The sequence below is a fragment of the Aeoliella mucimassa genome (assembly GCF_007748035.1).
GTDB classification, from domain to species: domain Bacteria; phylum Planctomycetota; class Planctomycetia; order Pirellulales; family Lacipirellulaceae; genus Aeoliella; species Aeoliella mucimassa.
The window spans coordinates 16431-39265 of record NZ_CP036278.1; the positions used below are offsets into that span (position 1 = coordinate 16431).

General features: G+C 57.0%; 16 protein-coding genes. 9 read left to right on the forward strand and 7 right to left on the reverse strand.

The genetic code is table 11. The features are described 5' to 3' along the window. Positions 1–466 precede the first annotated feature (466 nt). From Pan181_RS00080 to Pan181_RS00085, 3 genes are all read right to left on the reverse strand, one after another. Entirely contained in the window at positions 467–1420 is a 954-nt protein-coding gene (locus tag Pan181_RS00080; protein ID WP_145244891.1) for an IS110 family RNA-guided transposase, read from the reverse strand. A gap of 923 nt (positions 1421–2343) precedes the next feature. Continuing rightward, positions 2344–2607: a PF20097 family protein gene (locus Pan181_RS26895; protein WP_391483971.1), complete on the reverse strand. Its 264-nt coding sequence runs from the start codon at positions 2605–2607 to the stop codon at positions 2344–2346. A 79-nt stretch (positions 2608–2686) separates the two neighbouring features. Further along, positions 2687–4240 carry a DUF7453 family protein gene (locus Pan181_RS00085; protein WP_145244892.1) on the reverse strand — a complete coding sequence of 518 codons (1554 nt, stop codon included), beginning with the start codon at positions 4238–4240 and terminating at the stop codon, positions 2687–2689. 407 nt (positions 4241–4647) lie between these two features. Between Pan181_RS00085 and Pan181_RS00090 the strand changes: the two genes are divergently transcribed. The 3 genes from Pan181_RS00090 to Pan181_RS00100 all read left to right on the forward strand — a co-directional run bounded on the left by Pan181_RS00090 (position 4648) and on the right by Pan181_RS00100 (position 7226). Continuing rightward, the gene (locus Pan181_RS00090) at positions 4648–5355 is read left to right on the forward strand and encodes a hypothetical protein (protein ID WP_145244893.1); all 708 of its coding nucleotides are present in this window, start codon (positions 4648–4650) and stop codon (positions 5353–5355) included. A 305-nt stretch (positions 5356–5660) separates the two neighbouring features. Continuing rightward, positions 5661–6689: a DUF1559 family PulG-like putative transporter gene (locus tag Pan181_RS00095; RefSeq protein WP_197528726.1), complete on the forward strand. Its 1029-nt coding sequence runs from the start codon at positions 5661–5663 to the stop codon at positions 6687–6689. Between the two features lie 15 nt (positions 6690–6704). Further along, on the forward strand, positions 6705–7226 hold the full coding sequence (locus tag Pan181_RS00100) for a hypothetical protein (protein WP_145244895.1): 522 nt from the start codon (positions 6705–6707) through the stop codon (positions 7224–7226). A 279-nt stretch (positions 7227–7505) separates the two neighbouring features. Here the strand turns inward: Pan181_RS00100 and Pan181_RS00105 are convergent, their stop codons facing one another. Next, entirely contained in the window at positions 7506–8459 is a 954-nt protein-coding gene (locus tag Pan181_RS00105) for a hypothetical protein (protein WP_145244896.1), read from the reverse strand. 81 nt (positions 8460–8540) lie between these two features. Next, complete coding sequence (locus Pan181_RS00110; protein WP_197528727.1) at positions 8541–9734, reverse strand: hypothetical protein; 1194 nt, start codon at positions 9732–9734, stop codon at positions 8541–8543. A gap of 350 nt (positions 9735–10084) precedes the next feature. Here Pan181_RS00110 and Pan181_RS00115 point away from each other — a divergent pair, with 350 nt between their 5' ends. The 6 genes from Pan181_RS00115 to Pan181_RS00140 all read left to right on the forward strand — a co-directional run bounded on the left by Pan181_RS00115 (position 10085) and on the right by Pan181_RS00140 (position 18732). Then, entirely contained in the window at positions 10085–11026 is a 942-nt protein-coding gene (locus tag Pan181_RS00115; protein ID WP_145244898.1) for an IS5 family transposase, read from the forward strand. 625 nt (positions 11027–11651) lie between these two features. Beyond that, a complete protein-coding gene (locus Pan181_RS00120; protein WP_145244899.1) occupies positions 11652–12767 on the forward strand; it encodes a hypothetical protein in 1116 nt (371 codons plus the stop codon). 126 nt (positions 12768–12893) lie between these two features. Then, the gene (locus Pan181_RS00125) at positions 12894–13703 is read left to right on the forward strand and encodes a PEP-CTERM sorting domain-containing protein (RefSeq protein ID WP_145244900.1); all 810 of its coding nucleotides are present in this window, start codon (positions 12894–12896) and stop codon (positions 13701–13703) included. 266 nt (positions 13704–13969) lie between these two features. After that, complete coding sequence (gene argH, locus Pan181_RS00130; protein WP_145244901.1) at positions 13970–15349, forward strand: argininosuccinate lyase; 1380 nt, start codon at positions 13970–13972, stop codon at positions 15347–15349. Positions 15350–15361: 12 nt separating this feature from the next. Next, complete coding sequence (locus Pan181_RS00135; protein WP_145244902.1) at positions 15362–17635, forward strand: HEAT repeat domain-containing protein; 2274 nt, start codon at positions 15362–15364, stop codon at positions 17633–17635. A gap of 95 nt (positions 17636–17730) precedes the next feature. Continuing rightward, positions 17731–18732: a sigma-54 interaction domain-containing protein gene (locus Pan181_RS00140; RefSeq protein WP_231943896.1), complete on the forward strand. Its 1002-nt coding sequence runs from the start codon at positions 17731–17733 to the stop codon at positions 18730–18732. Positions 18733–18815: 83 nt separating this feature from the next. Here Pan181_RS00140 and Pan181_RS00145 read toward each other — a convergent pair whose 3' ends face one another. Then, positions 18816–19904, reverse strand: a complete 1089-nt coding sequence (locus Pan181_RS00145; protein ID WP_197528729.1) for a glycoside hydrolase family protein — start codon at positions 19902–19904, stop codon at positions 18816–18818. A gap of 2041 nt (positions 19905–21945) precedes the next feature. Continuing rightward, positions 21946–22347 carry a tyrosine-type recombinase/integrase gene (locus Pan181_RS00150; RefSeq protein ID WP_145244904.1) on the reverse strand — a complete coding sequence of 134 codons (402 nt, stop codon included), beginning with the start codon at positions 22345–22347 and terminating at the stop codon, positions 21946–21948. Positions 22348–22835: the final 488 nt, after the last annotated feature.

Below are 22835 nucleotides of genomic sequence, written 5' to 3' on the forward strand. Positions count from 1 at the left end.
ACTCCCGCGCCGGGACCAGAAAAAAAGGACCCTTGCGTCCTTTTCGACCCGCTTTCCCCAGGGAGCCCATTCGCCCCCGCATGCGCGAACCCCCATGCTCCTCACCATCCTCCGCGGGATAGTTTCCCAGCACCGACTCGATAGATTCCCAAGACCGACGATAGTTTCCCACTGCTGGGCAAATAGATTCCCAATTTACCCACCGATGGGAAAATTGAATCTTCGCCCACTCTATAAAACCAGTGGTTTTCGCTCCCGAATAGATTCCCATTTCCCAAAACGCATCGAGTGGGAATCTATTTTCCCGCTGGGAATCAATCGCAAGTCGTTTGTTAGCAATGAGTTGCATCAACATCTCTGCGATAGTTGCCCAAAATAGATTCCCACCCATGGGAAACTATTTTGAGATGGGAGTTAGGGGTTGGGAGTTGGAAGTTAGAAAGGATAGTAGCGACTGTCTTAAAGTTCAAGTCTCTTTGGAGCATTTCCAGTCCGTTTTTGTTTTGATCATGGCATTGAGTATCAGCAGTAGTTTTCGCATGCAGGCGGTGAGAGCGGTCATCTTGGCTTTGCCTCGCTGCAGAAGTTGCTGGTAGTGTTCGCGGATAATCGGGTTGTGCTGGGTGGCCACAAGAGTGGCCATGTAGAGTCCCTGACGCACCGCCGCTCGACCGCCGCCAATCATACGCTTGCCACGCAAGGTTCCGCTGTCGCGGTTGATCGGTGCCAGCCCTGCCAAGCGTGCCACTTCGCGACGATTGAGAGTGCCCAACTCCGGCATATCGGCGAGCAAGGCCGCCGCCGTCGTCGTTCCTACGCCAGGCACCGTGACTAGCAGCGACGAGCGTTCTTGAAACTGAGGATCGGCTTTGATGAGCTGTTGAATCTGTTGGTCGAGCTGCTCCAGTTGTCGTTGGTAGAAGTCGATCGCTTCTTCGATCGACTGACGCACCTGCTCATCTCGCTGCGTGCCTCGCCGATTCTTTTCCCGTGTCAGAGCATCACTCACCTGCTGACGACGAGTTCGGAGGGAGCGGAGTTTTTGCTCGTTTTCCGAGGGTTTTTGGGTTTCTTTGGGCTGCATCAACACGGCATAGCGGGCGATCACCAGCGCGTCGAGGCGATCGGTCTTGGCGAGCTGACCTTGCGCGCGGGCGAAGTCGCGAATCTGACGTGGATTGACGACACTCACCGCAATCCCTTGCTCGCGAAGGAAGTCGACTAGCATGCGTTCACAACCTCCCGTGGCTTCCAGGCAGGCGTGGGTCACCTGATGCTGCACTAACAACTGCCGAAGTTGCTGGCATCCTTCTTGACCGGCAGACCAATGATGCATCTGCGGTTGCCCCGCAACGACGATGTCCCAGTGGTATTTGGAAACATCGATCCCAATCCAAGTACTTTGCAAATGGTTTTCCATCGATTACCCTTCCTTGCATATGCGAGCTTGTTAAAACAGCTCTGGCGACTGTTCGGGCTAATGCGACAGGCGGCCGGCCGGCGATCCAGCTACGAGATCGGTCTCGTGAGGACCGAGGGTGGGACGATCTACCGGCGGCCGCCGTCTTCTACTTCGTTCGCTACGCTCACTCCGCAGAAGACGGCGAAATCGTTGATAGCACCACCTCTGCAAGATACAAGGGTGGGTCCAGGAGCTTCCAGCGACGCAGCCCCACCACCCGCGTTACCCACACGCGCAGCAGTGAACGCCCACGCAACCGAACATTCGCCTGCGCGTCGATACTGACATTCATTGGAATTCAAAAACTGCTAAACCATTTCACCCTCCAACAACGGACCACGGACAACAAGCAACGGACCAAAGACACCTGTCCATTAGAACACCATAGGTGGCCAATTCCCAGCGAAAACTGGAAAGAATCTAAGCATCAAATTCACCCTCCGCTGGCCCAATTTCAGGAACACGGGTCGGGCTATCAGGCCCGGGGAGGTGGGAAGCGGAGTACGCGTCTTACTGTTTCAAATTCGGCAACTGGGTAGCACCCAATCAGATAATGAAGTAGTGATAAGGATCCAAGCAGACTCAGGACCGGGGAGGGTAGCACCAGAACGCGGCGCTTCGATTGAAACAAACCGTTCCCTGGGACTAGCGTCCAGGCCACGCGCTATCGCCGCTGCGCGGCTGGGATGAGCGGATCACGGCCAAAGACACGCCCCCATTTCCTGAAAGGGAAACGTCTCTCAGCGAAGGGAGGGCGTGACCAACAGTCTCACCGTAGCTTCAACGTTTCACAAAATGTGAACGCGGGTGTTTAGCAAGAGCCTTTAGTATAGTCACCACCATGACTGTCGGTTCGAAGGGACAGTCATATGGTTAGCGCCTCACGCATTCGCTTGCTCACGCAGAATTGTGATGGACTCGCACTGGAGGCATTTGTAGGCGCACTTGACCGCCCGCTTCTTATTTAGCAAATGCGAATGGAAAATGGTCTCCCCAGTTGGTCCCGGAAGTAGCGGATTGAATTCAGGTGGGTCTTTTCTCCAGAACAATCCACCAGCCAACACATGGTCGAGCCAGGTATAGCCCTCTTCCATTTCAGTTTGGCACTGTGGGCATCGCACGGCATTCACTCCAGTTACTAGCACGTATCAAACAGGCAATCTACCAAGTCCCTAACTCACCTGCCAGCTCGATCCATTGCCCCGCGTAGCCCCGCCTCCTCCCTCACGCGAAGCGGCGGTAGCATGCTACGAGCAACGCTGCCATCGACACGAGTGCGACCGAGGTGGGTTCGGGGATCGAATTAGTCGACCAGAGGGCGACGCCGTGGCGTCCGTCGGCCAGGCTGAAGCGATAGGCGATTTGCCCTGCGTTGTTAAAGCCATCTTCCTCGTAGCCAGAATTGCTGATGTTCTGTTGCAGCCCGAGGTCTGTGATGATGCTTCCCAGCAGCGGCGTGCCGGTGCGGACGACCTCTTGCAGTCCATCGACTTCGTTGAAGTAGTAGATCGCAGCATCTTCGTTGCCGGAGGCCGTGTCGTTGAGGTCGGCCAGAAAAGCCACTTCCCCAGCATCGTTAAACATTGGCCGGATGCTCATGTTTGGAGCAGAACTAGAGATCGGCAGGAATCTCGGCAGGTCGATGGTGCCATCGCCGCTAGGGGCAAGTTGGCCTTCGCGAACGATTTCGACCAGGCCGCTCGTGTCGTAGCGATACAGTCCCACGTTCTCGCGGTCGAGTTCGGCATTCGGATCGTCGGTCAGCAGTGCGTAGAATGCGAGATCGCCTTCGTCGTTCAGGGAAGGTCGGCCGAATCCAGCGAACGTGTCGCCGCCAGGAACGGTTTCGCCTTCGCGAACTACGGCCGTAGCGCCATTGGGGGTGTCGACCACGAACAGACCGAGGCCGTTGCCTGCAGGAGTCGATGCGTCGGCGACACTTCCGTAGAAGGCGACGCGACCGTGGGCATTCATCGACGGGTTGTATAACTCAAGCAGAAGGGAACCATCGACATTCGGCGAGGTGGTGGGATCTCCGCTTCGAAACAGCAGTTCCCGACCAACGCCGGGTGTATCGCGAAAGATGGCAGGTCGTTCGGGCAGTCCCGCTCGGGCGATGCGAGGAGTATAGAGTGTTTGCCCTGCATCATTTAGCGCGGGATAGAAAGCACCGCCAACCACCCCTTCCCCATCGGGCGCCGGCTGCCCTACTGTGGCGAGTGTAGCTAAGCCAGTCGTTGAATCGAAGAGCACCGCTGATTCAGGGCCTGAACCGTCGACAAGTCGCAAAGACAGGCCCAAGCGTCCATTAGCATCGAGGTCGTTGATGCGGATAAAATCGACTCTATCTCCACCGGGGGCCGAATCGCCTTCGTGTACCACGATCGTTGGCGCGGTGTAGCCGTTGTTAAGTACCGCGCTGGTGCTGTTGGCCAGCGGCGAGTTGTCCGTAGCGACGTCTCGCTGCTCGTAGGCGACCACGCCGGAATCGTTGATGGCTCGGACGACAAAGGAGCTTGCCAGCGAATCAGGCGTGATGCCGGGATCGCCGGTTTTCACGAGTTCTTGCAGGGGATTGATGCCATCGCCAACGTAGACACCGCCTGCGAGCACGGGGCTGAAATAGCCTCCGACTCGAAAGCCGCTAAACGCCGCCTGGCCAGCTTCGTTGAGTACCGGACTGGAGAACGTGGGGGTCGGATCGCCGTTGGCGGGGCCTTCGCCGTTGTCGACAGCGATCACGATCGTTGCACAGCAGGCAACACGGCTGTCGGCCATGAGGAAACCGAGTACCAAAGCGCATGAAACAACAGGTGCCAGGCCGCGAACAAGCATTAGTCAATCTACCTATACTGTGGGAACGACTTCGAAAGATCAGCTTGAAGTCATCCAGCCAACGACGGACAAAAAATATCACATTTAAGTGGCTAGAGAGGCGGCAGCACTCCCCCGATTGTGCCACACCCAGATTAGCTATACGTGCTCGGAGGTCAAGATAATTCCTAGCGAAACGATGTATTTTTTGCAGAGAGAGGGGCAAGAAACACCAGCACGCATTCGTGTTCGAAAAGAGCTTGTGACTGGAAATCGCAAGCTTTGCCGGCGTGGAAGTGTTCCCGTATGATGTCGTCCATCGATAGAGGCTTCCACCCACTCCTACATCCCCCAACCTTGGCGGTCCGACGGTGAAAATCGAACGAGTAAATCGACGTCCTTTTCGGCTGGTCCCTTCCGATCAAGGACCTCATCGCTTCGGCGGTGTTTCCACGGTGAACGGCTCGACGCCCAGTGGTTCGACGGTTCCGCTGCAGTTAGTGCTGGAACTGGATCTGACGGACAAGAAGTTGCCGGTCGAGGCCGACGCGCCGCTTGCCCGGCTGCCGCTTTTCTACCCATTCAAGTACGGGTGCGGAGGCCCCGAGGTGCAGTACGCAGTACTTAGCGACAACGAAATTCAGATTCTTTACATGTCGGATCCTGAGCCTGACGAACCGGACGAGCAGTACGTGCAGGTCGACCAGCTTCCAAGCGTTGCCTTAGCACTCGAACCACTGAGTTACGAGCAAGCCCGGATTATGACCTTCATGGAATACAACGGGTACTTCCAGGCGGAAGGGGATGACAAGCAACTGAGGAACGACTTGCACGATCCGTTCTATCTTCCCTTCGGTGGTCAACGGGGGTCCATCCCGAATGCAGGCGACGTGATTTGCCGGAACCCCGAGTGCGAGTTCCACGATCGTAGCGTTCATTTCCAGTGCCTGACCATGGTGCCGCCGATCCCGGTCGCCGGCGATACCTCGTTCTGGTACGAGTACGAGGGAGACGTCGCCTTTTGCTTTGGGCTGTGCTACTACTGCGGAACGGTGATCGTGTTCAATGTGTGCACTTAGCGTGGGTGTTCTGATCGCTCCCATAGAATAACACCGAGGAAGCACCTGGTAGTTTCGTAGCGCCCTGCGATGTTATTCGGTCTGTTACCGAAGGGGAGTTCCGCGTTAGTTGCGAGCTTGCCCGAAGATTCCCCCCATTCTAAGAGCTAGAAAAGTCGGCAAAAACCTTTGATTTTGGCCCTGAAATTGTGGACAAGCAGGGACCGTTTGCGGTTAGAATGCTGATCCCCCTGGAGAAGAGGCGGGTTCCGGGCGTGTGGTAATGGCAATCGTTGTTGGCATCGATCACTAGAAAGGGCTTGCCTGTGGTGTTCCAAGTTCGCTTCTCTAAGTCGCGTCAAAGCGCGTTCACTCTCGTTGAGTTGCTGGTGGTGATTGCCATCATCGGTATGCTCGTCGCTTTGTTGATTCCGGCCGTGCAGTCGGCTCGCGAGGCGGCTCGGCTGATGCAGTGCAAGAGTCATTTGCGATCGATCGGCCTGGCGTCGATCATGCATCACGACGCCCTGCAAGCGTTTCCGCCAGCGCGGTTGCGAGCACGTAATGACTTCGGCGAGAACGCCTGTGAGAATACTCAAGCGTCGTGGTTGGTGCGTATTCTTCCCTACCTGGAAGAGGGCAACGCGGCCAACGACTGGCAGCTCTACAGCGAGTTTGAAGCGAACGCGTCGGACCTGCGCGAGTACTCGCCCGAGGTGTTTGTGTGCCCCACCCGGCGACGCTTAACCGAGGCGGTCATCCCGAGCGAAACGATCGAGCAGGAACTTTTCTACCCTTGTGGATGTAGCTACACCGAGCAAGTGAAGCTCACCAGCGGCGCGGTCGGCGACTATGGTGCGAACCATGGCGACTTCACCGGCGGCTCCTACAACAATGCGAAAGCTTACTGGCGCGGGGGCAACGGCACCGGCGTGATCATCTCGAGCCGCCCGCGGTGCGGGGCCACTGGGCCGGTCGACTGGATGGACAAGATACGGATGAAAGACATCGTCGACGGCACCAGCAACACCGCGCTTGCCGGCGAGATGCACGTTCCGGAAACACGCTTGAGTCAGTATCCCGAGAACGGTCCCATGTACAACGGCAAAGACCTTACCGCCTTCGCCCGCATTGGGGGAGAAGGGGTACCGCTCGCCCGTGGGCCTAGCGACGTTTCGGTGCCGATCATCGGTTTCGGTAGCTGGCATCCCGGCGTCTGTCCGTTCGTGCTGGCCGACGGCTCGGTCGATGCGATCGACAACTACGTCGACACGCAGGTGCTGCAGTCGTTGTGTCGCCGGAACGACGATTACGAGTTGGAAACCACTACCAGGCCGACCGGAGGCGTTCGCTAGTCGACCGTGGAGGACATGATTCGTAGAAGTCACTCGAAGGATGAGTCGCTGGTGGAGAGAAACCTCCGACCCGTAGGCCATCGTAATCCCAAGCTGCCAGCGCGGTGGATGCTGCTTGCGGCGTTGCTGACAGGCTGCCTGCAGGGATGCGACAGCGGCCGCCCGGCGGTCTATCCCGTGACAGGCAGTGTGTCGTACAGCAATGGCATGCCGCTGCGGACCGGTTATGTGGAGTTCCTACCCACGGCCGGCGGCCCCTCGGCGCGGGCCGCTATCGAGCGCGATGGAACTTTCGCCCTGAGCACCTATGGGTCCGACGATGGAGCGATCGCCGGCGACTACATTGTGCTCGTCACGCAATCGACCCCACCGATGAACGCCGAAGTCGCCCGCAAACTTGGTCCCGAGCACGAGGACCACTCAGCATCGATTCAAGTGGTGTCGTTGAAATACGCCAGCCGCACGACCAGCGACTTGAAGTGCACGGTCGCCAAGCAGTCGGAGAACCACTTCGAACTCACGGTTGAGAGTGAATAGGAGAGTGGAGGGCGGCGGAAGTGCCGCCTAGCTAGAAGCCCTCGGTATCGAGAGAACCATTGTCTGGCGACTTTCGCAATTCTCTCAGGCGTTCGATTTTCTTCTCTTGATCCGCGGGTGAGCGGTATGGAGTTGCTTTCGACCTTGAGAGGTCGAGATTGCGCTGTAGTGACTAAAATGCTTCAAAGGAGATGTGAGGGAAAGCTTGTTCTAGTTCGACCAAATCTTCGAACGTAATCTCCACGTCTTCCAGAGTGACTGTTCTGGTCTCAATTCCCTCTAGTAAGGCGTGATTTCTTCTTTCAAAAAGGCATTGCCGCATAGGGTAAGGTCATTGACTTTGACCTTTACGCGGTCGGCCTTCTTAGAGATAGGAATCGCTGACCTGGAAGCAATGTCTTTACTCGTGTCAAAATATTCCGACCAGATTGTGAGTGAATCTAAGTAAACGAACTCTTGGGTCAAAGCCAAATCGTCCATGACCGCGGATGCTTCCTGTGGATCTGAGCTCCAGCTTCGCAAGGATAAGTCGACGTCGGCGTGGGTGACGTGGAGCAACTGGGGAGTCAAATGCTGATTCCCTAGCAGCCGGCTTAACCAGACCGGTCCAAAATAACTGCGGGAAGCATGTACTATGAGTCTATGTTCTTCCATCAAATCCAGGGTGTCTTGTTCCCGCTCTTGCAAGCGACTGTGAAAATGGTACCAGCCTAAGAGGAGGCTAATGCAGGTGATGCCGACCAAGAGTTCCACGAGTCGAATTCGCAGTAGTCCCCCTCGCCAGCGAATCCATCGCTCGGTCGCCACGAGCGTTGTAACCAGTACCACGGCAAAGATCATCAGATCAAGATACAGTAGCCAGTAATCAGCCCGCCAAGTATCGGTCTCCAACGGCCAATTGTCGAAATTGCTCCACGTGACCGGTTCGTACACTGGAACACCAAAGGTCTTGTCCTCCTCCCCCTCGACTTCAAATAGAGGCTCCGAGAAGACTCGGTCGGTTGTGGTGCCGATTTCATCCGCGGGATGCCCTTCGATACCACGCACAAAGCAGGGCCAAGGGTAGCCATGGATGTAAACACTGACATGCCCCCATTTAATACCATAGGGCAGATCTTCACCTGCTAACTCACATTGAACGTTGTGGGCTTGTCGATGGCTCCAGGTGTCTTCAGCACCGAAGTAACTCTCCTCCCCCGGCACCACAATGAGCACCATCGCCAGCGTCACCATGGCGGTTACACACCAAGTAAACGGGTGCAACCTTCGGCAGCGAGCGAGGATTCGGCGGAGGGGGTTCATACTTGGAAGTGGCTATTGGACTTGAATCAACGGATTATCTTCAATTTCGTTGATTGGATCAGAGCTGAAGGATGGCGATGGCGAGTCGTTTGGATCTCGACGTTCTGTACTACCGGTAGTACAGACCTGGATGTTGGGATGCCGATCCATCAGTTGCTGAACTTCGGCAGAGGTTAAGCGGTGGTTGGTGAGAAATAACTTCTCAACGGCGACTACATTTAATAACGCTTCTAAGTCCGCGTGTTTGAAATGTGTGCCATCGATGGCCAACTTTTGCACTTTGAGCAATGGCTCTGCAGGGAGCACCGCTTTTGAAAAATCGGGCAGTTTCTTTTTCGCAGTATTCTCGGCGTCGAGCGACAGGGTAAGTTCTTCAAGGTAGTCGAGCTTAGCCAACTGTTTAAAATCGCTTTGCCAAAGCTCTTCCGCTTGACCATGCGTTGTATGCCCCAAGTACCGACATTCGGTGACGTGACGTAGGAAGTCAGGTAGCAATGGCTCGTAGCCAACGAGTTTCTGCAGCCAGAGTGGGGCCATGAGTTCACGATTAAGCTCGCCCACCGAAGCGTAAAGCTCATTCGTCAAACCTTCTTCAAATTGGGCTAAGCGGGCGTGATACTGTTGCCATCCCAGCGCAACACTGCAAAGTAATAGGACTCCCAAGAGTTCGACGAGACGAAACTTCAGCAATCCCCCTCGCCAGCGAATCCATTGCTCCGTACCAACTAGAGTAACCAGTGTTACTCCTAGGAGTATGGATGAATCGAGTACCAGATTTACCCGGTACCATTGCTGGCTATCGCTCCGGAGAGGCCAATGATCGAAATTGGACCAAGTGATGCAGCGATGAGTCACTGGTGGTATTAGATCTGTTTCTGGATAGAACCAAATCCAAGGCGTTGAAGGAAGCGGTCGTGAGACGTAGTACGGAGTATAATCGTCACCTCCGAATTTGAACTCAGGGACTACGTCTGGCTGCGAGAAGTCGATTAAGAAGGCACGACTACGTTCCAAGTAGGGCCACGGCCAGCCATGCTGGTAGCTAGTGGTGTAAACATCAGTCGTGCTGCGTGACAGATCTGGGTATCGTTCCCAAACCGTCTGTTCGGCCTTAAAGCGTAGCGCCACTCTTTCGGGCTTCTCGATAGATCGAATGGAAAAATAGGACGCGTTGATGTCCTCCCCCGGCACCACAATGAGCACCATCGCCAGCGTCACCGCGGCGGTTACACACCAAGTAAACGGGTGCAACCTTCGGCAGCGAGCGAGGATTCGGCGGAGGGGGTACATGGCGGGCAAGTGAACAGGGCACGTGTCGGTTGGTCCCGGCGGGGCAGCAATCGATATTCTATGGTTGATTACCGGCGGAGTGCCGTATTTATTCACCGACCGCCACCCGCTCCCCTCCTACTTGCGAGAATCTGCACAGGTCGGCTATAATCCAAGGTTCACGTATTATTCAGTAGTTCCACTAGGCCTTGTTGAACAATTAGTCACAAACCTCCGTAAAAACTAACGTGGAATGGAACCACGTACCTTTTTTACGGAGATCGAACATGGCTACGAAAGAAAAACGAACCTACAAAGTCACGAACTGGAAGGAGTATAACAAGTCGCTCATCGAGCGTGGAAACATCACTATTTGGTTTAGCGACGAGGCGTTGGAGAACTGGGAACATCCTAACGACCAGACAAAAGTCGGTCGCCCTTTTGTCTTCAGCGATACGGCGATCGAGTGCTTGCTGACGATTCGCGAACTGCTGAAACTTCCCTATCGGCAGACTGAGGGATTCGGCCGCTCGCTGGTGGCGATGTTGGGCGTCGAGGCAGCGATTCCCAATTATTCTTCGCTCGCCAAGCGAGCCAGCAAGCTGAATGTTTCGCTCGATATCGCTAACAAGAGGGGCGACATCGATATCGTGGTGGATAGCACCGGCATGAAAGTGTTTGGCGAGGGCGAATGGAAGATGCGGACGCATGGCAAGTCGAAGCGGCGGACATGGCGGAAGCTGCATTTGTCGGTGAATCCTGACACCCGCGAGATTGTGGCGGAGATTTTGACCGAGAACAGTTGCCACGATGCCGATGCGGTTCCCGAAATGCTGGAGCAGGTGGAGCAGCCCGTAAAAAAGTTTCACGGCGACGGTAGTTACGACAAGTGGAAGGTTTATGAAGGGCTGGAATCCGAAGGCATTGAGCCGGTGATTCCGCCGCAGCACAACGCCAAGATCAAACAACATGGCAACTCTGCGGAGGAGCCTTTGCCCCGGGACGAGGCAATTCGTCAGATTCGACGCAAGGGGCGTAGGAGTTGGAAAGAGGAAGTGGGCTATCATCGTAGAAGCTTGGCGGAAACGACCATGTACCGAGTGAAACAAAGCTTTGGGAGCCATCTCAAAAACCGAGTATTCGAAAACCAACAAACGGAAGCCCGCTTGCGCTGTAAAATCATCAATCAATTCACCCAACTCGGGCTTCCACAGTTCGAGTGGAGTTAGTCAACAAGGCCCTGTAAAATCATCAATCAATTCACCCAACTCGGGCTTCCACAGTTCGAGTGGAGTTAGTCAACAAGGCCGTTCCACTATATAAGTTCCTCTTTAACTCGGGAGTTTTCGCTTGGGTACGAAGAAATCGGGCAAGGGTCGTCGCAAACAGGGCAGCAAGAAGCGCCGGATGCGTGCCAAGATCCGCCATCGTAAGAAGTAATCTCTTAAGCACAGGGCTTTAGCTCTCGTGTGTGGGACTGTGGCAACTCTCCGGTCCCCGACATTTCTTTCCAGGCTCGCACCATTTAACAAGGTGCGAAACTCCGTAGGCTACTGCGCGGTCGCCAAACCATGGCGGCCGCTGTTGTAGAGTTTTCTGCTAGCGTTGTCGTTCTGACGACACTTCTTTGCTTGCCCTGTTTTTGCTGGATCGTCGTAAACGGTTATCTCAGAACAGTTTGCGACCGACTCACTGGTTCCGGCACGCTGCTTGCCTTTCTCTAGTCTTCGTTGGCTCCTTGTTCGGGAGCCTAGGCCCGAATCGATCGATCCGCCGGAGTGCGGGCGGGTTGGTTCGGCCGGACGGAACGACCCTTCGAGCGCGCCCGCCGCGCCAGCTATGGAAGTGCTAGCTATGCGATCTCTGATTGTTGCCTGTGTGTTGGTGGTTCTCGCGGTGCCATCCTCATTTGCCCAAGCCGGTAAGCTTTCCCGCGCCCGCACTGCGGTTCGTGGACCTCAGACGTCGAGCAACGACGACGACCAGCAAACCGCACCCCCCGCCAGCAGCAATGCGAGCAGCAAATCGTCCGGCGGAAAGCTATCGCAGGCCCGCAACGAAGTTCGCCGGCCGAGTGCTCCCCAGCCCGCCCCCGCCCCGGCACCGCCAGCGGCCGATCCCCCACCCCACCACTCCGGCGGCGGTAGCTATCATCGTCCCCCTACCCGGAGCCACGGCGGCAGCCATTTTGGCTTTTTCATGTCGAGCCAGCCCTGCCCGACTCCTCCGGTGCGATGGAGCCACCCGGTGCACGCCTGCCCTCCGGTGTATACGTGCCGGCCGGCGGTCACCTGCACGCCCGCCCCGGTCTACGTGGTTTCCGAGCCAGCAGTGGTACTCGAAACTCCGGCCGAACCAGTGGAGTACGAGGAACGCATCGTGCCGGAGATCACGGAGCATTACCAATGGATGTTCACCCGCTATCCTTACGAACTGCCGGGTGCTGGATTCATGGCCAACACCACCGCCGACATTGGTTCGAACTGGTTTGGCCGCGCACAGATGGAAATGGGGAGCGATTTTGATGGGCTCGATCGCATCGGTTTCGGGCTGTTGGTCGAACACTCGAGCGGCTTGGGAATCGACTTCGATTGGGATAGCTACAGCGAAGACCTACCAGGGGGCGGGCACGACGAGTTGCACCTCGGCGAGTTCGACTTGCTCTATCGCGTGGCCGAGTCGGAGCGGTCGCTCGTGCGTCTGGGGTTGGGCACCGTGTGGCTCGGCGATTCGTACGATACCGACTATGGCATCAATTTCACGCTGAAGGCCGACTTCGCGCCGGTCGATCCGATCGTGCTCTCCGGCGAGCTGGACCTCGGCACCATCGGCGATGCGGAGCACCTGCATGCGGCTGGTACCGTGGGAGCGATGATCGGGCGGTGCGAACTGTACGGCGGCTACGACTACCAGCGGATCGGCGACGTGGAACTCGCTGGCCCGCTGCTTGGATTGCGAGTGTGGTTTTAGCCGGTTGGTTTAGATTTCGATCGCTGGTAGAAGCGAAAAACTGCACAAAGCTTGCTTGCTGAGCGTTGACTTACCATACTGAATCGTCCGCAGTTGAGCGATTCTTTTCCACCCCATAGGTCTGCGATGCTCGTTCGCTTTGTTGCCCCCGTGATGCTGGCGATGTTCCTGGTGCAGTCGGTGTCGTCCTCGGCGGCCACGATCGACGACTTCGCCACCTGGACCCTGGTGCAAGATCCACCTCATGCTGGCATGGCCGCATCGCTCGATAGTGGATCGCAGCTAACGCTCACGGCCATCGACGCGGTGCCCGATGCCGTCGACATTGGTTACCAGTCGATCAACGGGGCCAATGTTGCCAGCTCGACTTCGGGCTTCTACTTCTCACCTGCGGCCGACTTTACGATCGCGGTCGACTACGCGATCTCGAGCCAATCGTCGCAAGGGCTTGGTGGTATCGGCTTCGGCATTGGCGAAGATCAATCGGGTGCCAACTCAGCTGGCGTGGCCGTCGGCGTGCTCGATGGCATCGGCCTCGGCGTAGGGGGTGCTGCCCGCACGAACGACGTGAGCGATACCACGCTCGACGTACTTGGTGCTCCACTAGTGGGTCGACTGTTTGTCGACTACACCGCATCGACCGGCGACATTGCCTACGGCTACTCCGACACGCCGGGCGCGAGCAGCTTCTCGGTACTCGGCACCTTTGCCGCTCGCCAGCAAGAATGGAACGATCAGCCGCTATTGGCTTCGTTCTTTCTGCGGAGTCAGGATGGCTCGCCGGTGTCAGGGCCGCTGGAGAGCGGAACCCTGACTGCGGTATTCAGCAACTTCGAAGTGCTGGCCGGCAACGCGACTTCGGTGCCAGAACCTGCTAGCATGGTGCTACTCGCGACCGCGATGGGGTGTGCCCTGGGGGTGCTCCGCCGGCGGTAGCGGGCCTTTTCGACGGCCGAGCGTTGGCTAATGATTCGTGGGTCGCTGGCGACGACCTGATTTTCTAGGCACCTCATGCATTGCAGATAGGCAGGTACGATTATCGGTACCCACCGAACAATCGGCCGCCTAACGGTTAGCGTGCTGAAAGATTAGGCACTCGCTGCATCCTGAACATTGACCAACCGACGTAACTCGTTTAACCTAAACGAGTTGGCCCATGTGGCTCAGGTGGTAATCCTTTATTCAATCCGTAACGCACAGCGATGTCCGACAAACCTTGGGGTGGTGCTTTCGAGCAGCCAACCGACCAATTACTGGAGCAATTCAGCGAGAGTGTTAGCTTCGACCGAAGGCTCTATGCCCAAGATGTGCGCGGTTCGGTGGCACATGCTCGCATGCTGGCCGCGGTCGGCGTGCTGACTGATGACGAGCGCGATCAGATTGTGGACGGCTTGGTCCAGATTCGTGACGAAATCGCCAACAACTCCTTTGAGTTTAAAACATCGCTCGAAGATGTCCACATGAATATCGAGCGAGCGCTGGTGGAGCGGATCGGCGACGTCGGTCGCAAGCTGCACACCGGCCGCAGCCGCAACGATCAGGTATCCACCGACTTTCGCTTGTGGATTCGCGATCAGATCGACACGCTCGATCAACTCGCTGCCAACCTGCAACGAGCGTTCGTGCATCGGTGCGACTTGGACCCCGGCGTGATTCTGCCGGGCTATACGCATTTGCAACGGGCGCAACCAGTGCTCGCGTCGCACTACTGGCTCGCCTGGTGCGAGAAACTGGCTCGCGACCGCCAGCGACTGGCCGACTGCCGTAGCCGCGTGAATCAACTGCCGCTCGGTACCGCAGCCTTGGCTGGCACTACTATTCCAATCGACCGCCAGATGGTGGCCGACGAACTCGGCTTCGAAGGCGTGGTCGCGAATAGTCTCGACTCGTCGAGCGATCGCGACTTCGCGTTGGAGTTTGCTTACGTGCTCACGCAAATCTCGCTGCATCTGTCGAGCTGGGCGGAGGAGTGGATTCTGTGGTGCACCACCGAGTTCAACTTCCTGAAGCTGCCCGACGCGTTCTGTACCGGCTCGTCGATCATGCCGCAGAAGAAGAACCCCGACGGGCTCGAGCTAATTCGCGGCAAGACCGCCCGCGTGGTGGGCAATCTGCAAGCGCTGATCACGCTCACCAAGGGCCTGCCGATGGCCTATAATCGCGACTTGCAGGAAGACAAAGAGCGGGTGTTCGACTCGGCCGACACCGTGGCCGCCTGCCTGGAACTGGCCGCCCCGATGGTAGCCGGCGCGGAGCTCAAACGCGAGTCGATTGCCGCTGGCATCGACCGCGGTTACCTCGACGCGACCACACTGATGGAATACCTGATTTCGGTTGGCGTGCCGCAGCGCACTGCCCACGAGATCATTGGTAAGCTCGTCGGCACGGCGATGAAACAAGATTGCCGCCTGGCCGATTTGCCAGCGGCCGAGTTCGAAGCGGCTCATCCTTCGCTCGACAACAAGGTGTACGACGTGTTGGGAGTCGAGCGGGCGGTAGCAGCGTTCCAGAGTCTTGGTTCCACGAATCCGGAACTCGTGGCCAAGCAAGTTGAGGTGTGGAAAAACAAGCTGAACAACTAAGGCGAATTCATCATGCGCACGATTGCTTTTCTTCCCCTTTATCGAGCCAATCACTTCCGCTGTTACGCAGCGATTGCTTGCGGTATTGGTTTGTTGGCAATGCTGCCTTTAGGGGCTCGCATAGCCCAGGCCCAGCAGGCCGCTGACGAAGAGGCCGGGGTCGTCGAGCAACCACTCGAGCCGGGCGACGAAGGATACGTGCCAGCCACGCCGGCACCGTCGGCGTTGGTGAATCCAGCAGTGCGGGCGGTGCTGAATGGCTCGCGACAAACCGCGGCCGACTACCTGAAGTCGACTCACTTGCTGCTCGACCTTGGTCAACCAGCGCTGGCTGCTGGTGAGTTTCATCGCTTGTTGCAGCTCAATCCCAACGATGCGACGAAGGTCGAACTGGTGAATCAGTTTGGCCCCGCGATCATCCAACAACTAGCCCGCTCGCCCGAACTGGGACCAAAGGCCCGACCCTTCGCCGAGTCGCTGCTGGCCGCCAGTCAGCAAGCGGCCCAATCGGTCGAACGCATCAAAGCGATGATCGACCAACTCGGTAGCGACGACAAAGTGGCTCGCAGCCGCGCTGTGGCTGCCTTGGCCGGCGCTGGCGAAGTCGCTGTGGTGCCGCTCATCGAGTTGCTCGGCGGAACCGATGCCAGCGATACCGCCCGAGTTGGTGCCCGGGCGTCGCTCATGCGTTTAGCTCCTTACGCGGAACGCCCACTGATGGCGACGCTCGATTCCGCCGACTCCAAGTTGGTGGACGAGGCCGCGACGTTGCTCGCCGCGATTGGCTCGGGCGATGCGGCTCCACTGCTTGCCGCGCCTGCGCTGACAGGTGGTGCGGCGGCGCAGGCGTATCAGCAACTCACCGGGCAAGCTCCTTCGGCCGAGTCGGCCGCCGGATTGCTGGAGCGAACCATGAAAGTGATCGAAGGGGGCTCGCCGGTGTTCGAGCCCGACTTCGAGGGGAAGGTGAAGTACTGGGTGTGGGACTCCAAGGGAACTCCCGGGCCGAAGGCTTTGAGCCTGTCGACCGCCGAGTCCGACACTCTTTATATGGACAAGCTTGCTACGGCACTGGCAACGGTTCGTCCTGAGTTGCCGAGCGCCGAGTCGCAAGCGATTCGTCTGCAATTCGAAGCGATCGACGTGCTGGGCCGGCATGGCTTTGCCATGGCTTACCCGATGGAGCAGTTGACGCAACTGCCAGCCGACTCGCTCAATCAACTCCTGACCGATGCCCTGAAGCACAACCAATCGGCCGCCGCGCGGATGGCCCTGCAGGTGATTGCCGATCGTGGCGACGCTGGTATGCTGGCGACCAGCAACGGGCAGCCCTCGCCTACGGCCAAGGCCTTGGTCCACCCGCATCCTTCGGTGCGTGCCGCGGCGGTCGAGGCCATTGCGGCTATCGATCCGGCGACTCCATTCCCTGGTTCCAGCAAGCTATGCCCGGCCATCGTGAAACTCGCCAGCTCGCGCGGTCAGCGTCTGGCACTGGGTGCCTCGCCACGGATTGGTACCGCCGCTACTTGGGCCGGCGGACTCACGTCGATCGGCCTGGCCAGCGAGGTAGCCAATAGCGGCAAGCAGCTGTTCGAGAAAGCCGATCTGCTGGCCGATGTTGAATTGATTGTGATCGACATGAACCTCAACCATCCGTCGGTTCGCGACGTGGTGTACCAACTGCGAATCAACCCGTCGACCGCCTTGGTACCGATTGCCTTGATCGCCCGCGAGTCGCAGCTCAGCTCCGCCCGACTGATTGCTACCGAGCATAAAGCGGTGGGGGCGTTCCTGCGTCCGCACGACGATCAAACCATGGAGATGCTGGTTCGCACCATGCTCGCGCAGCTGCCACCCGATTGGCCTACCGCCGAGCAACGGTTCGAGCAACGCGTGGCCGCCATCAAGGCGATGAATCACCTGATGGACAACGACCGCACGTTCTATCGACTGCGGTCGGCCAGTAGCGAGATTACCCAAAGCGTCTACCCGGAGACCGACGATGCCTGGCAGTTGCTGTCGCGACTCGGCACTCACGACAGCCAAGTCGCACTGCTGGCGTACGCCAGTACCACGACCGAGCAAATCGAGTCGCGCCAAGCGGCGGCCAAAGCGTTTGCCGATAGCGTAGGTCGCTTCGGCTTGCGAATCACGGCCGAAGAAATCGTGCACCAGTACGATCTCTACAACGCCAGTGCCCGCGACACCAAAGCGTCGCAACAGGTGCTGGGCGACCTACTCGACACCATCGAACAAGGTCGCACCAACGAGAGCGAACAAGAGTAACTGTGGCTGTCATTCAAGCAAATACCATGTCCCTGAGCACCGGCAAACCCGACGCGATGGCTCCACTGCCCAGCATCATCGGCAGCGGCGAAGCCATGCGCGAGGTGTATCGCATCACCCGTCAGGTGGCTCGGTCGAAGGCTTCGGTGCTGCTGCTCGGCGAGACCGGCACCGGTAAGGAACTGGTCGCCAAGGCGGTGCACGACCTCTCTGATCGACGCAATCGCCCGTTCGTTCGGGTGAACTGCGGCGCGCTGGCCGAGAACCTGCTCGAGAGCGAACTCTTTGGCCATATGAAGGGGGCGTTTACCGGCGCGGTGTCCGACCGTGCAGGTCGGTTCCAAAGTGCAGATACCGGCACCATCTTCCTCGACGAAATCAACAGCACTACGCCGCTTCTGCAGGTGAAGCTGCTCCGCGTGTTGCAGGAGCGGGAGTTCGAACGCGTCGGCGGCGACACGACGATTCGGGTCGACACTCGCATCGTCTCGGCCAGTAACCGGAACCTGCTCGAGATGTCGGCCAAGGGGCATTTTCGTGAGGACTTGTACTATCGTCTGAACGTGGTGCCGATTCATTTGCCGCCGCTCCGCGATCGGGTCGAGGACATTCCCGAGCTGGTCGGTCACTTCCTGAACATCTACAACGAAGGCAACGACCGCTACGTCACCCACATCCACCCGGCCGCCATGCGGGCGCTGCAGGAGTATCACTGGCCGGGCAACGTGCGCGAGCTGCAAAACGTAGTGGAGCACGCAGTGGTGATGGCCACCGGCGACGAACTCACGCCCGACGTCCTGCCAGGCGTAGTGCTCGGCGAGCCAGAACCATCGATCGCCTCGGGCTCCATGGCGGCCAACGGCATGGTGCCGATGGACTTCGAAACCCTGGCCAAGAGCCTGGTGGTCGAAGGCCTGTCGCAAGCCGACGAAAACTCCGAAGACCTGCACAGCCGCATCGTCGATCGCGTCGAACGCGAAGTCATCGCCCAGGTGCTCAACCAATGCCAAGGCGTGCAAATCAAAGCCGCCAGCCGATTAGGCATCAACCGCAACACACTGCACAAGAAAATCAAAGACTACGGTCTTGGGGATTAGCGTGGTGGTGGACTCGAAACAGTGGCCTCGACTGCATACGAAGTGCTCTTGCTTCTTAAAGCGAACGCCTTGCATCCGCCATATTACTCCTCTACGACAAGTGGTTTACTCGTAATCAACCCGATGCCTCGACCTTGGTTGCCTACCGCGTTGTAGAACAGGTAGAAGGTCTCGTTCGCGGGGTTCCAAACGAGAGAGACCTTATGGGCATACTGCTTGTCCAATCCCGACGGGTTGGCCCCCGCCTTGTAGAGCGGTTCGGGATCGACGGTCCAATGCAGCAGGTCACGAGAGTAGGCCGCCATGATGTGGGCACCATCTTTACCCACCCCAAAGAACAAGTTCACCCAGTGGTTGCCGTCTCGGAACACCTTCGGATCCGAGGAGAACTCCTGGTTGTAGCTACCCTGGGGGCCAACCGGGATCACAGGGTTGTGGGAGTAGCGTTTCCACACTAGCAGGTCCTCCGAGAACGCCAGCCCCGTCTGCTCGATCTTGCCATTGGCCGCGTTGTAGAAGTCGTAGTAGCGCCCGTCGTGCTCCAGTAGCCAGGGTTGATAGATGCACGACTTCTCCCATTCGCCGCAGTCCTGCTGAAAGACAGATAAGATCGGCTCGTCCTGTTCCCTGGCCCAGTGGATGCCATCGTTGCTGGTAGCGACCCCCTCGTACCCTGGGCGGAGCTCGTAGCCTCCCTGGCGCGGGTAGGCCCCGTAGAGGGACCAGAACTTGCCATCCTTTTTCTTGAGGGTTCGCGCGGCTTTAATGTCGTAGGATTCGTAGAGATAGGCCCCCAGCACGACCCCGCCGTGGTCGAACTCATCTTTCGGGCCGTAGCCCATCGCGAGACGATGGTTGGTCCAGTGCACCAGGTCGTCGCTCTCGGCGACAAACGACTGATAGCCCTTGCCGTCGAATCCGATGTAAGTCATGTACCATTTCTTCTCGCCCGGCAGCTGAAACACGGTGGGAACGTCTGTCATTTTGACGTCTTCGTGACCCACGATCGGCGGTTGGGATGGAATCACATGGTCAGGATAATGGTGCCAGCCACGCAACGGAGCCGACCACCGCTCGACCGTCTCCTGATCGATCGCCGTGGAGTCGAGAGGCGTAGAAGTCTCCGCGCAGTGCGACGTTACCGCCACCGACCAGAAGGCGATGGACAACACGATGAGACTTACGATTCGATAAGGGGATAACTCTAACACCATTCCATGCTCTCTAACTGAAAACGGTCGCCAGCACTCTACCTTACCACCTATATCCGGTGTGCTAGTACGTCATATTACATTGCCATCCGTCGCTGCCGAAACCGAGTTACTCCATTTTGGTTAGCCTGGCTAGGGTTGGCACAAACGCGACACTCGCGAATAGATTCCCAATTTACCCACCGATGGGAAAATTGAATCTCCGCCCACGCTACAAAACCAGCGGTTTTCGACCTCGAATAGATTCCCATTTCCCAAAACGCATCGAGTGGGAATCTATTCTCACGGCGTCTGGCGGTCGCAAGTCGTTTGTTAGCAATGAGTTGCATCAACACCTCCGCCGAAAGTGCCCAAAATAGATTCCCATGGGTGGGAAAGTATTTTTGGGAGGAGTTAGGAAACAGGATTCGGGGGACAGGGGAGTTTGGGATTTATGATTTCTGAGTTGCGGATGTGATCTTGAAGGAGCTTCCAGCGACTGAAAGATCTAGCCTACCGCTTACAGCCTAAAGCCCACAGCTTTACCCACACGCGCAGCAGCGAACGCCCACGCAAGCAACCCTTCGCCTGCGCGTCGCTAGTATTCTGGCATTCGGAAAAGCATCACATCGCAATCACCTTCCATCACTAAAAAGCCAACAGCCAACAGCCGATAGCTGAAAGCCGACAGCCAAATACACCTGTCCATTAGAACACCACAGGTGGCCAATTTCCAGCGAAAAATGCGAGATCGGAGAATCCGTTTCGCCCGCTAATTCGGAGCTGAGAGTGCTAGCTGTCTCCGCTCCTCCCCGTAGGAATCCAGCCGAGAGTCGCACGACAAACCTACTACGGTAACGCTAACTTATGCCAATCCGTATCGGATTGCTCCGCTTGTACATCAATGCCGCCAGCCGCCTAGGCATCCATTGCAGGCTAGTACAATAATCCCACCGACCACGATTCTGAAGTGGTTTGTCGCTTCGCGTTGGATGCTGAATCAGCGAGCTATCACACAGTTCGCTGAAGCAACCAGCGAGTTCGGTTCTGATAACAGATTATATCGGAAGTAAGCAAGGATTGAAAAATCGGTGGGGGTGCCTAGAATTGAGCCCGATTTCTCACGAACCAGAATCGACGAGGGTCTTGTGAACGCTCATGTGTTACCGCCCTCGCTTTGATCGTGCTTTGGCACTGTTTCTGACCAAACTATCATCGCAGTTTGGCGTCTTTGTTCCCCCGCTAATTTGGCACCTGCTCTTCTCGCAACTCGCCTGCTCGCGGCCCGCGGAGTCGAAGCTGCACGTGGTTCGCTCGCCCGCCGGGAATGGTCCAGTTAGAGGGTGGGGATGGTGGGACGGTTACGGTGTGTCGGGTCGCCGATCACAACCAGGCCGACGATCGTGCGATTGTTTCGAGGCAATTCAACTGGTTTATTGTCAGTACAACGTACGTCTTGCGGTGTATACAGAAAGCAGAACCGGGCAACTGCAGAATTCCAATGCTTGTCGATTTTCGAAGTTTCAACAACCTTCGATCTGCTCTGCTCAATTCATGAGCCGTAGTTGCGTACCAGTTACACTGTTCAAGTGAGGTTGTCCGCTTGCAACCCATGCAAGTAACTGTGACACGGCCTTCTTCGATCACAATCTTCTTTCTTAGCAGAGCAAACACCGCAAAGTGAACAAGAGCATAGATTGATAAGAAGACCAAAAAGAACATACCTATGGGCAATAATCTGGGACCGAATACCGCTAGAACGTTGATCCCAAAAACAAACCGGAGTACCGCTGAGAACATAAGGAATCCTAAGACAAGGACATATAGGTCCAGCAGGTACACACTCAAGAACACGAAGAGCGAGCGAGGCTCCCGCACGGTTAGCGTCTGGCAAGACTGTTCTTCAGCTTTCATGGGTGGACGAGCGAAGACAATATCGACACTGCTTGATAGTTTGAAGGGGTGTGACGACCAATGGAACAGGATTATACGCTAAGCGGTCGTCAGCCCTGCCCAGGCGGAGCTAATCCTTCCAGAAATCCTTGAACCGGGCCGCTGATAGCTGGGTGTAGCGGACCGTGTGCTGGATGTTCTTGTGGCCGAGATACTGCTGGATGGCTCGCGTGTCGTGGCCGTCGTTGGCGAGCTTGTATCCCGTGGAATGCCGGAGCATATGCGGGTGAATCGGGAACGCGAACTTAGCAACTTCTCCTGCTCGCGTGACGATTTTCCGCACGGCTGAATCGGTTAGCGGACCCTGCCGCTCAGTGGTGAAGAGATATGGCGAGTCCGGATAGTCACGCTTGAGCCTGCGAAGTGCCCTCCATCCGGTGAAGCTACCATGTCCTTTGCCAAGACAATGTTCGGCGTTCCTAGAGCCGAGCCACCCGGTACAGCAACGTCCGGTGTGTCGATTTCTGTCCATCCTGGGATGGATGCAGCAAGTCCAACGCTGCCATCTTCAAAGCTGGGATTACTGAGTTTATCCGCTACCGCTTCAACACTTGCGAGAGTAAATACTAGTGACGCGAAAATGCATGCACGCATATCTCGAATCCAATTGCGATGCCAAAGGTGCCAAACCGAACGTAATCGCCAGTTATCAGACGATTATTCCAAGAACAAAGCGATTGCTTCGACACCGTTCGTCAGTCTATGTCTACCATTGGTGCAATGCAATTAGTTTTCGTGTCGCTTCGACGAATTTGTGAAACTAATGCGAAGACCCTATGTGCGCGAATTCGCATGTGGTGTGTTTTACTGGAAGGGAATGCAAAGCAGACAAGCTCTCTCTCCCAAGTGCCTAAGGGGGACCATTCTGGTGTTGTGGAGCTGTTTAGCGACGTTCAGTGGTGACTCTCGTCATCGCTTCCCATTCGGAAAAGACCTGGGTGAGTCTGTCTCAAACAGGTG